This window comes from Treponema primitia (assembly GCF_046533075.1).
GTDB lineage: Bacteria > Spirochaetota > Spirochaetia > Treponematales > Breznakiellaceae > Termitinema > Termitinema primitia_B.
The window spans coordinates 1-16,447 of record NZ_JAJQRB010000087.1 but is presented as its reverse complement, the minus strand read 5'-3'; the positions used below and the strand labels follow the sequence as shown (position 1 = coordinate 16,447).

Below are 16,447 nucleotides of genomic sequence, written 5' to 3'. Positions count from 1 at the left end.
TGTGTTATGAAGAAATGGGTATGTCAAGTTTGCGGGTACGTTTTTACCGGGGATAAGGCTCCTGATGTCTGTCCGCAATGTAAAGCTCCGGCGTCCAAATTCACCGAGCAGAAAGAAGGCGCCGCCTATGCCGCAGTTCACACCGTTGGTGTCGCCAAGGGCGTCGAAGAGGACATCCTGACCGACCTCAGGGCCAACTTTAACGGCGAATGCACCGAAGTGGGCATGTACCTGGCCATGAGCCGGGTCGCCGACCGGGAAGGCTATCCCGAAGTTGCGGAAGCCTTCAAACGTTATGCCTTTGAGGAAGCGGATCATGCTTCCCGGTTTGCCGAACTCCTTGGCGAAGTCATCACCGACAGCACCAAGAAAAACCTGGAACTCCGGGCAGAAGCCGAGCACGGCGCCTGCGCCGGTAAGGTCGACCTTGCCAAACGCGCCAAGGAACGGAACTACGACGCCATCCACGACACGGTCCACGAAATGGCCCGTGACGAAGCCCGCCACGGCGCCGGCTTTGTGGGGCTGCTGAAACGGTATTTCAAATAAGCTATTAAGGCGAGACAATAGGGGCGCGGAGTGGGAAGAGAGGCCCGTTCCGCGCCCTGGTTTTTTCTTTAATAGCTTAAAAATCATTTATCCACTTTGTTAAATGTAATATGCTTTTCCTTCATGGAGATTTTACCAACCTGATAACCAAATTGATTGGCTTCTTTTTTATAGGTTAAAAAGGAATGGTCTATGCCAAATCCGGTAATGGTTTGGATTTCTGCAAAAGAGAGGTTTAATATAAGGCTCCCATCATTTTGAAGATATTTCCATAACTGCTCGTACTTGCTCATAACCTATCATAATTTATTTTGAGCATTTTTTTCAATGCTGGGGGGATTTGGTCTCCGGGCAAAAGCAGTTACTTTCCAATCGCTGAGAAACTACCATAATTTGAAGAAATTTAACCGCAAAGGAGACGAAGGCGCAGAAGTATTTAAGGGAATACCTCCACTTTGTTTGGGGGGGAAAAGATTTCGGAGAGGGGGGGATTTGGTCTCCGGTCGCGGACTTCCTGTCCGCTCCCTTCGACCTTCTAGATGCCGCGCCAGCGGCTACCCTACGTCCCCTGGCGGCAGCATCCATGCGCCCTTTTCCGCCCTCTCGAAGGGGCTTGCGCGGCATCTAGTGAGGCGGGGACTTCGGTTCAAATCCCCCACTTTGTGGGGGGGGGGGATTTGGTCTCCAGTCGCGGACTTCCTGTCCGCTCCCTTCGACCTTCTAGATGCCGCGCCAGCGGCTACCCTACGTCCCCTGTCGGGCGCATCCATGCGCCCTTTTCCTCCCTCCGGTCGGCGGGGACTCCGGTTCAAATCCCCCCACTTTGTTTGGAGGAAAAAAAATTTCGGAGAGGGGGGGATTTGGTCTCCAGTCGCGGACTTCCTGTCCGCTCCTTTCGACCGCCTACGTCCCCTGACGGCGGCATCCATGCCGCCTTTTCCTCCCTCCGGTCGGCGGGGACTCCGGTTCAAATCCCCCACTTTGTTTGGAGGAAAAAAAATTTCGGAGAGGGGGGGATTTGAACCCCCGGTACTCTTTCAAGCACACACGCTTTCCAAGCGTGCACCTTCGACCACTCGGACACCTCTCCAAACGAGAAACATGTAACAATCGCGCAGCACTTCCGGAGCAGGGGGGATTCGGGGTTCCGTCGCAAACATCCTGTTTGCTCCTACACCCCGCCTACGTCCCCTGACGGCGGCATCCGTGCCGCCTTTTCCTCCCTCCGGTCGGCGGGGACTCCGGTTCGAATCCCCCCTGCCTCTTCGGAGCAGGGGGGATTCGAACCCCCGGAACCCTCGCGGGTTCAATGGTTTTCGAAACCATCTCCTTCGGCCACTCGGACACCGCTCCAATATTGAAAATTAGTATAGCATTTTCTCATAAATTCTGGCAAGAGGTACTGGGCACGGGAATTCACGCTTACCTGCCGTGAAATTTGCCGGGATTTTCAAAAACCCAGTCGGCACAGGTTTTCATATGTTCCCAGTCAGTGCAGGTATCGTCGTAAACTGCGGCAAAATCCATGCCCGCCGCCTTTATTCCCCGTAGGGCGTAGAGGGAATCCTCAAAGACGACACATTCGCCGCTTTCAAGGCCAAGAGCATAGGCGGCGGCGCGCCAGATATCGGGCTCGTGTTTGTCCCCGGGAAAATCGTCGGTGTAGAGGACCGCTGAAAAAAGAGACTCCAGCCGGTGGCGTTGGAGAACGGCCTCGCAGGCTGCGGGGAAACAGGAGGTGGCTACCGCAAGTTTAAGCCCCGCCGCCTTGAGTTCCCGGGCCAGTTGGGCGGTTCCTGTTTTAAGGGGAACCGTTGTTTCATAGAGACCTAAGACCATGCTTTGCCACTGGGCGATGATTTCTTCAGGGGTAAGGGAAAAGCCGTATCGGCTCTGCATATACTCCGCACTCTGGTTCACGGTCATGGTAGCAATATGCTCCTCTAAATCCGGTTCCGGCTTTTTGCCCTTTGCCAAAAGCCAGTCCCTGCAGAGATGATCCCAGACATGCATGGAATCCGTCAGAGTACCGTCCAGATCGAAGATCGCCCCTTGATAATCGAAGAGTGATTTTTTCACTTGGCCCCGTTGTCAATGATCATCCGGAGTGTCCGGGACGCGGCCTCTATATCCGGCTGGGAGAGGATGGCGGAGATCACCGCAATTCCTGCGGCCCCGGCCCGGATGACCGCAGCGGTATTGGCGGTATTGATCCCCCCTATGCCGACCACAGGTATCCGTACCGCGGCGCAGATTTCCGCGAAACCCGCAAGGCCTATGGCTTCTCCCGCGTCGGCCTTGCTGCCCGTGGGGTAGACAGCGCCCACCCCCAGGTAATCCGCGCCATCCGCTTGCGCCTGCCGGGCTTCCTCCAGGGTGGAAGTGGAAACCCCGATGAACATATCCCCCGCAAGGCGCCGGGCTTCCCTCAGGGGGAGGTCGGACTGGCCTATGTGGAGCCCCTCGGCGCCTATGGCCAGAGCAATATCCAGGCGGTCATTGATCACCAGGGGTATATGACGGCGGCGAGTTACGGCCTGGACCTCCCGGGCAATCGCATAAAATTCCCCCGTGGGGGCGGCCTTTTCCCGGAGCTGTACCATGGTTACTCCTCCCGCAATGGCGGCCTCTACCGTTTCGGTGATGGGCCGCCCCAGGGAAAGGCCCCTATCGGTGCAGAGGTAGAGGAGCAGATCTTCGCGTTTTAACATTCGATTTTCCCCCACTGCCTGTAACGCCGCTTTTCCTTTCATGGGTTTCTCCTTATTTGAATACGTATGATGGGAATATAAATTCCGCAGAGGACCGCCAGGCTTACAAGGCTGGGGATACCGATATTGCGGATAGTACACAACCGGTAGACTCCCATGGCGATAAGAGCCGCCATGAGGGCCGGCAAATTAATCTTTGATGGGTATTCCCGCCGTTTGGCAAAAAAATCGATAAAGACAATACCGTAGACCGGGACAAAGACCATGCCGATAAGGGTTAAAAAATTGGTGAGAAAATCGCCATACCGTTCTGCGGGAAATACCGCAGAGGCCAGGGCGGTAAAAAGACCGAGGGCCAGAATAGGCAAGCGCGTATTCCGGGTTTTGACAAACTGCTGTGATGAAACCGCAGCGGAATAGAGGTCCAGAAAGGCGGTGGTCAGGGTTGAGAAGAGTATCACCGCGCAGGCGATAAACCGAAAGCGGCTTGCGGCAATCATAACGAAAAAATCCGTCCCGGTTTTTATCCTGATAAAAAGACCTAAGCTGTACATGAAGACGCTCCCCAGGAAGTAGCCCGCAAAGGGCATGAGGGCCGCGCCTACCCTGTCGGAGCTTTGGGAGCTGTAGTCCCCCACCAGGGGCAGCCAGGAAATGGGCATGGCTATGGAAAGTTCCAGGGCCAGGGCAAAACTCATGGAAGCGGAAAGGACCGGCCCCTGGGCTTTGCCGGCGGTTTCCCAAAGGAGGATCACACAGAGCGCCGAGAGCAGGATCACCACAATGCTGTTTATCCATTGAACGGGACTTCCGAAGCCCAGGGCCCAGAGCAGGACCATGAGCCCCAGACCAAGGCTGAGGGGGGCAAAGGGCAGACCCGGGAAAAGGGATTTTATGGCGCTCCCCCCCTGGACTATCATGATGATAGTCCAGCCCGCAAGCTGGACCACATTGCAGAGGGCAACGAGCTTTCCGCCTTCCCGGCCCAGGGAGAAGGTCACGGTTTCCATGGCGTTAGCCCTGCGGCTAAAGGAAACCAGGCCCCCCAGAGCAAGCAGCCCTGTCCCGATGAGATGGCCTGCAATGATCGCCGCGAGCCCCTTAACCAGACCCAGGGGCGCCAAAAGACCGCCGGTGAAAATTTCCGATATGGAGATGGCTGCTCCCACCCAGAGCAGAAACAGGGCGCTTTTTTTCATGACATCACTCCGTTACCAATCCGGCCCTGCGATACAACGCCGCCAGATGGCCCACGGGTCCGTGTCCTTTCCCCACCTCATAGGAATCGGCAATAGCCTGGGTGATATAGTCCTTTGCCGCCCGTATCGCCTCTTCCACCGAATCCCCCAGGGCAAGGCGGCAGGCAATTGCCGAAGAGAGGGTACAGCCGGTGCCGTGGGTGTTCTTCGTGTTGATCCGTTCCGCATTGAGGAAGATACAGGCGCCATCCACCCCGGTAAAGCGCAGATCCTCTGCCCGGGTTCCATAGCGGTGTCCCCCCTTGATAAGTACGTGCTTTGCCCCGGCAGCCGCAATGACCGCCGCCGCCCGCTTCATATCTTCCCCGGTACGGATAGGAAAACCCGCCAGGATTTCCGCCTCCGGAATATTCGGGGTGACCACATCGGCAATAGCCGCCAATTCCCGGACCGCCTCCACTGCATCTTCCCTCAGCAGGGAATAACCGCTTTTTGAAACCATTACCGGGTCTATAACGATGTTTTTAGCTTTCCGGTTCAGGAGCTTTTCCCGGATTATCCCGATAATCTCCGCACTGGAAACCATCCCAACCTTGAGGGCATCCACCCGGATATCATCAAAAATTGCGTCAATCTGGCCCGCCACAATGGAGGTATCGATTTCCTGTACCCCGTAGACCCTCTGGGTATTTTGCACGGTTACCGCAGTGATGACGCTCATCCCGTAGACTCCCTGGGCGCACATGGTCTTGAGATCCGCCTGTATCCCCGCGCCCCCCGAAGGGTCGGAACCCGCAATGGTCAGTACGTTTTTCATGATACCCCCCCCGCCGGTCTATACCGGAAAAAAAAAGACGCCCGCCGGCAAGCCGGGAGGCGTCTGTTTAAACCCAAGCGTTAAACTTCCCTCCGCCGGCATTATCCGGATCAGGTTAAAGGGTTTAAAGCGTTATGCCGCTTCCTCTCAGCCGGAATTGGAACCCTTGGTTCCCATCCAGCACCCCTCGGCAGTTTGCGGTACAAACTGCGTATAACTATAGAAGTTAGTATTGGTATCATTTAAAAAAATGTCAATATACGTATCGGAGAACGTGTCTCCTTTATTCAACCTTAAACCGGGAAACCTCCTTGACCAGTATGTCTATATTTTCCTTGTTTTCGCCGCTGATATTGTTCACCTCGCTTACCGCCACATTGATCTCCTCCGCCCCGGTAGCCATCTCGTTCATCCCATCGGTGATCTCCTGGGTAACCATCTCCAGGTTTTTGCTCTCCTGAATAACCTCTTTACTCCCCTCAAGCATCTCCATGGAACCGCTTTTGACCAACTGGGTTATATTATTCAGCTGGCCTATGGCCTCCAGGATCTGCTGGCTCCCGGTGTTCTGTTCTTCCATGGCGCTGCGTATATTATCTTCCTGATCCGAGACGGTTTTAACCCCCGAGTCAATGGCTTCAAACTTATTGAGCACCCCGTCGGTGGATTTGGTGATCTTGTCGATGGCATCCTTTATTTTCTTAAGTATCTCGGAAATGGTTTTAGACTGCACCCCCGAAGATTCGGCAAGTTTACGTATTTCATCGGCCACCACCGCAAAACCCATGCCCGCTTCCCCGGCGTGGGCGGCCTCAATGGCGGCATTCATGGAAAGAAGGTTGGTCTGACTGGCGATATTTTTCATCACATCGTTGATCTCCAGCAGCCCCTCCGATTCCCGGGCGATTTCCTGGATATCCGTGGCTACCTCCTGGAGACCGGAATGGCCAATCTCCGAAGCGTTGGCCAAATCCCTTACATTGCCGGCGTTTTTTACCAGCGTCTGGGTAACTGATTGAATATTGGCGAGCATTTGTTCAATGGAGGCAGACGACTGGGATACATTGACGGACTGTTGTTCAATGAGTTCGTTGAGTTTGTTAATATTGATGAGGATCTGTTCCATGGTCGCATTTGTTTCAGTCACCGATGCGGATTGGTTGATGATCCGGCCTTTGATGCTCTGGATATTAGCGGTGATCTGGTTAATCGCCGCCGCAGTTTCCGTCATGTTAGCAGAAAGGTCGTTGCCGATATTGAAGAGGGCCACCGCCTGTTTTTTGATGGTGATCACCAGTTCTTTTATTTTTTCCAAGGTCATGTTAAAGTAACGGGCCAAATCGCCGATCTCATCCTTAGACTTGATGGCAATCTGTTTAGTCAAATCTCCTTCTCCTTCGGAGATATCCTTAAGGGTACGGGACACATTAACGATAGGTTTTGCTATCCCGCCGACCACAAAAAATATTATTACCCCGGTGGCGATCATGGCGGTCAGAGATAGTAGGATGGTAAAAAAGGTCAATGCCCGTATATCTTCCAGTACCTTATCCATGGGAATGGCTATCATCACGGACCAGGGAGTGGCGGTTTGGGAGACCGTAAAGGGCTCAATGATTATCTGGAGATCAACATCCAGGGCGGGGGAATGTTCCTGGAAGGTGAGGGGCTTTCCCTGGCGAATACACTCCAGCGCCTGGTTGGTATAGTCTTTGAAAAGAGGAGCATCGGTTTCTATCATATGCTGGCCGGTCCGTGCAGGGATATTGTGGGCCGCCACGGTCCCGTCATTGGAATAGACCGTTGCTATTCCCGTACCATAAGGTTTTATCCCCAAAACTATGTCCTGCATAGCGCTGATATCAATATTCACTCCCACGAGCCCCACCAGTTCGCCCCGGGTTGATACTATGGGGGCCATGACATCCACCACCAGGACGGTGGAACCCCGGGCGTCCCGCCAAACAGGATTGGCGATACTCATATCCCCGCTTGCGGCTTCCAGAATCTCGTTATATGTGTCAAAGGGCTTTAGTACTATTGCTTCGCCGGACTCCCGGTGGTACCAGCTTACATACCGGCCGGTCTCATCCGTACCCGTAGTATTGGCAAATTCTGCGTCCCGGCCATCCAGGGCGTTGGGTTTCCAGATAGTAAAAATACCCAAGTAATTTTCGTTCTCCGCCAACACACTGCGTATGATGCCATTGTAGCGGATACGCCGCTGGCTTAGGTCTACCGATTCGTAACCCTGCATTATCTGGGACAATAAAATTGCGGTTTGCATATAATTTTCAAAACGCCGCTGTAAATCCATGGCATACATATTAGCCATATTCGTTGTACTTTCTATGGCTGTTTCGGTCTGCATTTCGGAGGCGCGGCTCAGAATGATAATCGAAATAACAGAAATTACCGCAACCATTATCGCTATTACCAATATGCTTAAGCGTATTCTGATTTTCATATACGTCTCCTCCATACGCGCGCAGATAAGCGCCGCACTTTAACTTTAGGAGAAGACCATTATTTGTGTTTGAACAATATTTAAAGGTGTGTAACTATTTTCTTGAAATTCGCATTTGAGGCTGAGAGGATTCGAACCTCCGACCTTCAGATCCGCAATCTGAAGCTCTATCCAGCTGAGCTACAACCTCATTTCATCATACAGTATCGTATGGCTAAGGCTGCCAAAAAGCCGCCTTCCCCTGCTAAATTTGGCCGATCAGCAGGATAACGCATTGTATCCTATTGGCTCCCAACGTGTAAAGAGGAAAAAATATAGGAAATAATGTGATTAAAGTGATAACAAAAAGGAGGGATAGAAAATTGTCACGCCGAATTCTTACATAAATGTAGGATTATCACTTTTAGAGAAAATAGACACAAGGGGGTGACCGGCGTGACCGGGTTAAGCTTTATACGGAAGGTTTAAATGAGGTAAACTTGGACAAATTGTACGCGTCAAATTTGACTTATACTTAACATCCGTGCTGTATTAGGGTAGCGATTGCCCCAATTATCGGCAGGGGCCAAAGATATATTTGATTATTATTCATGATGCTTATCGTCTTCTTACAATTCTTTTTATCTTGTTCAAAGTTACCCGGATCGGTTCCGTCATCTTCCATGAGGTAGAATTTGTTAAGTCAAGGATAGTCTTTTTCGCGGCATCACGTTCCGCCGTTACTTTATTTAATTCCGTTGTTACTTTATTTAATTCCGTTGTTACTGTGTTTAATTCCGTCGTTACTGTGTTTAATTCCGTAATCGTGGCTTTATAGCAATCCAATAAGTGGAAATGCTCAAAACTGGTAAACGTGGCTATATCATATCTCACTTTAAGCCATTGCAATCCTTCAACATCGCTTATAAGTATCTGCGGGTCGGTTGTAGAAAAAAGCATAGTCCCATCATCGCAGACAAAACCATTTATCGCTTCATACTTTACCTGTCCGTTTACCGATAATACCTCCAGATTACGCATAATACAGCCGGCGTTTTCAACCGGGTCAAATCGGACGGCTTTTGTCCCTAAGGGCAACACGACTTCTTTAAAGAAACCATTGGTATTGTAATTAAAGGAAAATAACTGTGTTTCTTTTTCACTAAAACCTGATCCGGTATCGAAATAGAATACACCCTCTCTTTGAAAAGCAGCAATTATGTCATCAATATAATCAAGAAAATCTTGTTGCGAAAAATATTTTGGATTAAATCCTCGCCTCATACACACATCATGTCTGACTATGATATTCCAGTATAATGCCCTCCGAACATTTTCTGAGATACCTCTATTGGTTCTATATTTATAGGTTAATTTATCTAAAACAAAAACAGATCCAGCTTCTTCCAGTTTAAAGTACAAATCCTGATCAACCCCTATTAAATATTGGGGATTTATACCTTCCGTTTTATCGTAAAAACTTTTTTTAAAAGCAGCAAAATGTTCAGGGGCATAATCCCTGTTGGTAAAATAGGATTTACCTTTTTCAATAATTAAACGCCTTAATTCACCCTGTATTTGTAATTTATCATCACACACATAAAAACGGGAGAACACCAAAGCTGCTCCGGGGTTTTCATTATGCGTCTTCACCATTACCTCAAGTGCATCTGGCAACAATGCGTCATCGGAGTCTAGAAAACCGCAGACATCTCCCGCCGCAAACTCTACGCATCGGCGCTTAGTAAATCCGCAGCCATGATTTTTATCGTTGTAGTATATTTTTATACGGTCATCATTTTGGTATTGTTTATACAGTTCTATTGAATTATCAGAAGATCCATCATCTACGATAATAATTTCCCAATTGGTGTAGGTCTGCGCCTTCACGCTATCTATACTTTCCTGGAGATATTGCCCATTGTTATACTGCGCAATCAAAACAGAAAAGAGTGGCGGTTGTATCATGGCTAACGTTTCCCTAACCGTAAAACGGACCGAGCCAATTTTTTTATTAGCCGCAAATATCCTGTGGATCGAATCTCCTTATTAGTATTATTTTTTAAGAAGTCTGATAATTGAAAATGTCTGGAAATGTCAAATTCGACAATTTTGTATCTTATTTTAAGCAAGGAAGCTTCCGAAACATCACGAATTAGGATTTGCGGATCAGTAGTGTCAAACACAATACTTCCCCTACTATCATAAACAAAACCATTGGGAACTTCATATTGTACAGGACCTTGCATGGACATAATCTCAATATTGCTTACAATACACCGGAAACCTTCAACAGGATCGAATCTAACCGCTTGAACCTTAGCAGGCAATCCTACCTCTTGATAAACATACTTTTGATTAATATTAAACCCAAACCTGAATACCTCGTTTTCGTTGAATCCTTTGCCGGTATCAAAATATATAGTTCCAATGACATTTCCCCTATTAAACAAACCAAGAAAATTATCAGGGTGTATTAAATTCATTGGGGGGAATTCGTCACAGATAGTATCCTTTGGAACTTTAAGCGTATTGAGCTTATCTTTCTTTATAAACAACATGATATTTTGTTTGTATGGCATAGAAACATCCGGCTTATGCCAGATTTTCTTCCGCAAACAATCTACCCCGACATACCCTTTTGCCCTGAATAGCAAATTCCAATAATCAAGCCATTTCTGGTTGATATCGATAGCGTCAATTTGAAACGGAACTGCCGCGGAAAACAAAACAATATCAGATGCCTTAACCAAAGAATCTACCAGTATAATTGCAGACTTCTCCAACAAACGTTCTGCAACATTCAGACAGAGCGCCAGATCGTATTTCTCTTCAACAAACACATCCTTGTCCATTCTGGCTACGGTAAAGCGGTCTTGGGGTATTTTTAAGACGTCTTTGTTAACCAATGAGTCATCAATACCATGTACTTTTTCAACGCCAAGGTATCGCAATACTGAAAGCCATAAACCTTTCCCGCAGCCGAAATCAATGGCAGATGTTAGTTCCGACGTTATTTCAAGCAGTAACGGTAAAATAATGCTTGCACTGCTAAAATCAAGCTGTTCTTTAGGGTTCAGACCGGTACAAATCTCAGTTTTAAATATTTCATTTCTTTCCTCTTTATTTTGATATTCAAAAAAGGTCTGGAGAAACTGAGCAAATATTTCCATTTTTTCCGGCAGAACAATCGAGGATAATTTCTCCAAGGCTAGCGGAAATCCAGTAGTTTTTATTATCCACAATAGCCTTTCCATAAGTATATTGATAATATCTTTTGCGAAATCAGGTGGCGCATCTTTCCATTTTTGCATATCACATGCCAGCCTATATTGTTCACTTGTATAGGCAAACGGCCACGCTAGCTCAGTCGGCGTAAATATTTTTGCGTATCTTTGCAAAGTAATCGCATAAGTTTCTTGCGGATGCTGGTGCATTAAATAAAATATTGATTTGTCATCAGCCAACATTTTACCTTTACTAGCAGCAATGGCAAGAATTGTATGATCTGTCCTTATATTTTTAAATGTGGAATGTACATTGTATTCAAATAATACTCTAAATATTTCAGCTCTGTATATCCCATATAGCATACTCCACCAGTTTTGTTTTTTCTCAATCATACTTCGGACCCGGACAAATGGGGAGCTTGTTTCCAAATCTTTGCCAAATTCAGTAATTTTGTAACTAGAAGTCCAAAAATAATCACTATTTAAGTGGACAACATTTTTTGAGTATGCCATTACAGCATCAGGATCATTTTGAAGAAGATTAAGCAAGCTCTGTGTACTACCTTTCGACACTAAATCATGTGCGCCGATATATCTAACATAATCCCCACTCACCTGATCGAATATGGATGCCCAACGTTCCTCGGTATCGCTATAACCTTCATAGAATATGTACTTAATTTTTTTATATTTTTCCGCCCACTTCTTACAAACCTCTGAAGTACCATCTGTCGATGCATTATCAGATATTACTATTTCGTCTGCTTCGTCAATTATTGACTCCAATGTTTTTTCGATAAAACGAATCTCGTTAAAACAATGAATCACAAATGATACTTTCGGTATATTCATTCCCTTATATTCTCCTTAAACTATTTAACAATTGAAAATGTTCAAAATCATCAAACACAGTAATATTATAGCTTATTTTTATCCGAGTAGTATCTAGAACATCATTTATTAATATTTGTGGGTCGACTGTAAAAAAAAGAATACCTCCATTATTAATTAAACTTTCATTTAAAACCTCATATTTTAAACATCCTTTTTCTGATGATATTTCTAAATTACTTATAATACAGTAAACTCCCTCAACAGCGTCAAACCTGGCTGCTCGAGTATTTTTTGGTAATATAATCTCTTGACAAGCATAGTGTTGATAAATACTATATGTAATATTAAATTTTTCTTTTTCATTAAAACCTATTCCAGTGTCAAAATATACTGCTCCATAGTATCCATTGTATTTAGACACACGTTTAAGATAAATCTCAGGATGCACCAAATTCATAGGCGGCACATTAAGACAGATATCTTCAGGAGAGACGCTGAGCATATCAAGCCTATCTATCTTTACAAACAGCATAAGGTTTTGTTTAAGCGAAAAAGAGACATCAGGATTATGCCAAAGTCTTTTCCGCAAACAGTCAACAGCGATATATCCATGTTGGCGAAAATGCCAATCCCAAAAATCCAGCCACTGTTCATTAATATGATTAGCACCGCTCTGATAGGGAATCGCTGCCGAAAACAAAATAATATCTGACGCATGAGTGAGTGATGATATAAATCTTGGTAATCCTGGTATGGGTGGTAAATGTTCAGCAAGGTCTAAACATATCGCTATATCATATCTATCATCAACGAACACTCCTTTGTCGATTTCAGCTTCAATGAAATTTTCTTTTGATATTTTTAATGGATAGTTATTAGTCCATGAACCATCGACCCCTTTAATTTTATCTACACCCATACTATATAATATTGATAACCATGTTCCTACTCCGCACCCAAACTCAATCACTGATTTTGTATTCGGTAAAATATCCAAGACAATAGGCAGAATAATACTTGCATTTTCTAATTCATTATCTCCAATATCTTTGTAAATATCAGGAGTATATTTATCATAATATTTAATTCCAACGAATTCTGAAAGTTGCTCAATGAACTGTTCGGTTAGCTTTCGTTTTTCTGGGATAATCAAAGGTAATTCTTCTATATAAATTGGAAAACCTGTATACTTATATATATTTGCTATTTTAGTAAATATTATATTTATCATATCCTTCGAGAAAGCCTGAGGAGCATTATCCCATTTCTGCATTTCACAAACGAAAACGTATTGCTCAATACTATAGTTAAGTAGTAAATGAGTAAATCCAATATGCCTTTGGTTAATAATACCTAATACGCGCGTATTCATCTGCGTTACAGACTCAATTGGTCTCGGAAACATCATAAAAATTATTGACTTCTCATCTGCCAGTAGTCTTCCCCTAGCAGACATAACTGTAAATTGTGCAACGTCTGTCATGAGCAAAGATTCAAATACAGAATACGTCTTGTAATCAAATAGTAGCTTAAATACATCTGTCCTATACAACCCAAAAAACATACTCCAACAATTATCCCAATTAGGTATCATGCAGGCTGTACGAACAAATGGAGATTCTGCTTCTAAATCAGGGAGGTTAATTTGAAAATGTTCGCGCACTGAATAATCTGCATTTAAGTTTACAACATTTTTTGAATATGCATATTCCGCATCAGGATTTTTTTCAAGTAATGCAACCAAACTTTGTGTGCTACCCTTGGAGACCATATCATGCCCTCCGAATTGTCTGACATAATCCCCGGTTACTTGGGCAAATATGGAATCCATACGTTCTTTATTATCATTATCACCCTTATATGTAAGAAGTTTAATTTTAGGGTATTTTGCAGCCCATCTTTGACACACTTCTAAGGTACCATCTGTTGATTCGCTATCCGAAATTATTAATTCATCGCCTTCATCAATTACGGATTCTAGTGTTTTTTCAATAAAACGAATTTCGTTTTTGCAACGTATTATCAAAGATACTTTCGCCATACTCATAATTCCTTTATTATATTTTCCAGAGCATTTTCAATGTTATAGCACTGCCTATAACCAACCTCTTGATTTAGCCGTCTATTATCGCCAATAATAATTGACGGTTGGTTCTGAATATTATCAGTAAATTCCAGCAATTCTGTCTTTTTAAGTTTTTCAGCAACTTTAATCGCAAATTCTTTTATGCTTATCCCTTGTCCATTACATATATTAATACATCCGCTTACATCGGTTAAAAGAAACTTTACAAATGCCTCGGCAATGTCCCTTGTATACATATAATCCCGGATCAGAGGCCCACTCTTAATAAGAATAGATTTATTATTTTTCAAAGCTTTGATAATAGACGGAAGCAAACGATTTTTATATTCATTATGCCCAAATACATAAAATATCCGCCCCCAACCAAAGGATATATCATGGTCGTTAGAAAATATTTGGGCTTTTTCTCGAAGCTCATTTTTACACCGCGCATAGATAGTAGTTGGATTTAATTCGTCATCCTCTTTTAATGGAGTATCCTTGAATTGATATTCAAAACAAGTACCGGCAAATACAGCCCTTTTACCGCAGTTCTTTTTAAATTCTGATAGCATAAAAAGACTTGCGTCAAGCAATTGGTAATTTATATCTGCAGATAAATAACCGTCTCCAGTAAACCAAGCAAAATGCAAAAGATACTTCGGCTGTATGCAACTAAAAACCCTTTTTATATCATCATAATTCAGCAAATCGACCTTTATCCATGTTACATTTCCATTTTTTGGCATATCATCTTTTGACGAGATAGCAAATACTTTAAAATCAGCTTCCAACAAAGGCTGAATTGCTTCTTTGCCAATGAGTCCGGTTGCGCCGGTTAATAAAACAGTCTTCGGCATACTTTTTACCCATCCTTCAAAATATTTGCCCATTCCTGCAATATAGTATCTTCAGGAAAAAATTGAAGATAGAGGAGAACACTTCCTTTGTTATTGCTATAAAACATAGAATTGGTATTAAATAACTTTTTTATTCCTTTTACAGCCTCTTCTCTATCATCCTTGCTTACTGCATAAAGATACTGTTTCAGAGGATGTGCGTATTCTCCAAGAGATTCAATATATAGCATCGACGGAGATAATAGTTTATTCTCGCTATCCCACGAACGGTACCTTTTATTCATAGTCAATGCTTGTTCAAACTTGCTGTTCCAATTTTGCATGGTACGCTTTATATCATATTGATATTTTGCGTACTTTTTTGCATTCTCAGAAAGACGTTTTAGTTCATCACGGTTATAATACAAGTATTCAATCGCACGGGAATATTCACTCAGAGTATTAACAATAATACCGGTTTCATTATGCTTAACAATGTATTTTTCAGTAGGATTATTCAGCACCACCGGAACGCATCCTGCCATCATTGCCTCACCCAATGATTGTTCACAGGTTGCAAAATGCTGCGGTTGCAACGGATAACCAAATACATCATACCTTGCAAGATACGGTATAACACTCGGCACTCGTCCCTCAAATGAAAATCTTTCAAATACACCTAATTGTTTTGCTTCTTCTACCAAATGCTCTTGAGAATCACCGGAACATACAACAAATTTGACATCTGGAAGATTAACATCAGCACACATTTTTATATAATTTTTATTCAATTTTCCAAAATCCACTGTTCCGGTATATCCAACAATAAAATCATCATGGGGCATCCTTTCTAAATTTTCAAAGGATTCCACACCAATCGTTGACCATATAGCATCTAATTTTTCCTTTTTACCATCATCCCATTTTTTAACTTCATTACATTCATAGGAGACAGGTGAAGTAAAAACAAGCGCATCTACAAAATCAATAAGTTTTTCCGGCATAGAGTAAGGCGGCATCAAACTATTTACATGGTTCCAGGCAATTACCCTACACTCCGGCCATTTATAATTTAGCATTACAGTATAAAGCAGCGGATGATTCCACCAATGAACAACAACAACATCATTTTGTTCAATACAGTTTTCAAAAAAACTGGTAAAATCACTTCGTATATAGCAATCATCATAAATAGTAACACGTTCACATTTTTCGTTTACTCTTATCCAATCGTTATTTTTGTTTTTATCCAGTGAGATTATGGTATGAATATTCTGAAACACATCTTTTTCTATCCAGTTAAGAACTACCGAACCAACGCCGCCTCCAAGGTGGGGAGTTATATGCAATATTTTCTTAGATAAATGCATATAGTACTGTATCTCCTAAAAACATTGTGTGATTGCGTATTGCAAATTTGTACTCAGGAACAAGATTGCTGATATATTCGATAAAATCAAATATATCATTCGCACCATGATATATACTTAACGCTAATTTCGGCTTGTTGCTTAATATGGTTTCCTTTGCACCTATCAATAGAGACATTTCCATACCCTCAATATCGGCATTCAATAGTGTAACCGGTTTGTCCTTAAAGAAACTATCTATAGTTATAAAGCCAACATTCTTTTGGCCAGTATGCAATATTTTTTTCATGTGTGTATGGGGGGGGGGGGGGGGGAAAAATTTTTTTGCCCCATTTAAGCATTACCTTGGGGGGAATTTTTTTAAATTTTTTCAAAAACCCCCAAATT

Annotated in this window: 13 protein-coding genes, 3 tRNA genes and 1 riboswitch; of the genes, 1 reads left to right on the top strand and 15 read right to left on the bottom strand. The window is 44.3% G+C overall.

Translation table 11 applies throughout. The features are described 5' to 3' along the window. Positions 1 to 6: 6 nt before the first annotated feature. A complete protein-coding gene (locus LQZ19_RS17995; protein ID WP_411049074.1) occupies positions 7 to 549 on the top strand; it encodes an NADH peroxidase in 543 nt (180 codons plus the stop codon). A gap of 83 nt (positions 550 to 632) precedes the next feature. Here LQZ19_RS17995 and LQZ19_RS17990 read toward each other — a convergent pair whose 3' ends face one another. The 15 genes from LQZ19_RS17990 to LQZ19_RS17920 all read right to left on the bottom strand — a co-directional run bounded on the left by LQZ19_RS17990 (position 633) and on the right by LQZ19_RS17920 (position 16,349). Further along, complete coding sequence (locus LQZ19_RS17990) at positions 633 to 842, bottom strand: hypothetical protein (protein ID WP_411049073.1); 210 nt, start codon at positions 840 to 842, stop codon at positions 633 to 635. Positions 843 to 1,552: 710 nt separating this feature from the next. Further along, positions 1,553 to 1,639, bottom strand: a tRNA-Ser gene (locus LQZ19_RS17985). A gap of 176 nt (positions 1,640 to 1,815) precedes the next feature. Beyond that, positions 1,816 to 1,902, bottom strand: a tRNA-Ser gene (locus LQZ19_RS17980). 69 nt (positions 1,903 to 1,971) lie between these two features. Beyond that, positions 1,972 to 2,628, bottom strand: coding sequence for an HAD family hydrolase (locus LQZ19_RS17975; RefSeq protein ID WP_411049072.1), 657 nt, complete (start codon positions 2,626 to 2,628; stop codon positions 1,972 to 1,974). Next, positions 2,625 to 3,302 carry a thiamine phosphate synthase gene (thiE, locus tag LQZ19_RS17970; RefSeq protein ID WP_411049071.1) on the bottom strand — a complete coding sequence of 226 codons (678 nt, stop codon included), beginning with the start codon at positions 3,300 to 3,302 and terminating at the stop codon, positions 2,625 to 2,627. Before thiE ends, LQZ19_RS17975 begins: the two co-directional genes overlap by 4 nt. Next, a complete protein-coding gene (locus tag LQZ19_RS17965) occupies positions 3,299 to 4,459 on the bottom strand; it encodes a cytosine permease (protein ID WP_411049070.1) in 1,161 nt (386 codons plus the stop codon). Before LQZ19_RS17965 ends, thiE begins: the two co-directional genes overlap by 4 nt. A 4-nt stretch (positions 4,460 to 4,463) precedes the next feature. Beyond that, positions 4,464 to 5,276: a bifunctional hydroxymethylpyrimidine kinase/phosphomethylpyrimidine kinase gene (gene thiD / locus LQZ19_RS17960; RefSeq protein WP_411049069.1), complete on the bottom strand. Its 813-nt coding sequence runs from the start codon at positions 5,274 to 5,276 to the stop codon at positions 4,464 to 4,466. A 70-nt stretch (positions 5,277 to 5,346) separates the two neighbouring features. Further along, positions 5,347 to 5,474, bottom strand: a riboswitch (TPP riboswitch). 85 nt (positions 5,475 to 5,559) lie between these two features. Then, on the bottom strand, positions 5,560 to 7,743 hold the full coding sequence (locus tag LQZ19_RS17955; protein ID WP_411049068.1) for a methyl-accepting chemotaxis protein: 2,184 nt from the start codon (positions 7,741 to 7,743) through the stop codon (positions 5,560 to 5,562). A 116-nt stretch (positions 7,744 to 7,859) separates the two neighbouring features. Further along, positions 7,860 to 7,933 (bottom strand) — tRNA-Arg (locus LQZ19_RS17950). Positions 7,934 to 8,340: 407 nt separating this feature from the next. Further along, positions 8,341 to 9,690 carry a glycosyltransferase gene (locus tag LQZ19_RS17945; RefSeq protein ID WP_411049067.1) on the bottom strand — a complete coding sequence of 450 codons (1,350 nt, stop codon included), beginning with the start codon at positions 9,688 to 9,690 and terminating at the stop codon, positions 8,341 to 8,343. A gap of 2 nt (positions 9,691 to 9,692) precedes the next feature. After that, positions 9,693 to 11,804: a glycosyltransferase gene (locus tag LQZ19_RS17940; protein ID WP_411049066.1), complete on the bottom strand. Its 2,112-nt coding sequence runs from the start codon at positions 11,802 to 11,804 to the stop codon at positions 9,693 to 9,695. A 4-nt stretch (positions 11,805 to 11,808) separates the two neighbouring features. Next, the gene (locus LQZ19_RS17935; protein WP_411049065.1) at positions 11,809 to 13,833 is read right to left on the bottom strand and encodes a glycosyltransferase; all 2,025 of its coding nucleotides are present in this window, start codon (positions 13,831 to 13,833) and stop codon (positions 11,809 to 11,811) included. Then, the gene (locus tag LQZ19_RS17930) at positions 13,830 to 14,744 is read right to left on the bottom strand and encodes an NAD-dependent epimerase/dehydratase family protein (protein ID WP_411049064.1); all 915 of its coding nucleotides are present in this window, start codon (positions 14,742 to 14,744) and stop codon (positions 13,830 to 13,832) included. Before LQZ19_RS17930 ends, LQZ19_RS17935 begins: the two co-directional genes overlap by 4 nt. After that, positions 14,717 to 16,060: a glycosyltransferase family 4 protein gene (locus tag LQZ19_RS17925; RefSeq protein WP_411049063.1), complete on the bottom strand. Its 1,344-nt coding sequence runs from the start codon at positions 16,058 to 16,060 to the stop codon at positions 14,717 to 14,719. Before LQZ19_RS17925 ends, LQZ19_RS17930 begins: the two co-directional genes overlap by 28 nt. Further along, positions 16,047 to 16,349, bottom strand: a complete 303-nt coding sequence (locus LQZ19_RS17920; protein ID WP_411049062.1) for an FkbM family methyltransferase — start codon at positions 16,347 to 16,349, stop codon at positions 16,047 to 16,049. The genes LQZ19_RS17925 and LQZ19_RS17920 overlap by 14 nt, the downstream gene beginning before the upstream one ends. Positions 16,350 to 16,447 lie beyond the last annotated feature (98 nt).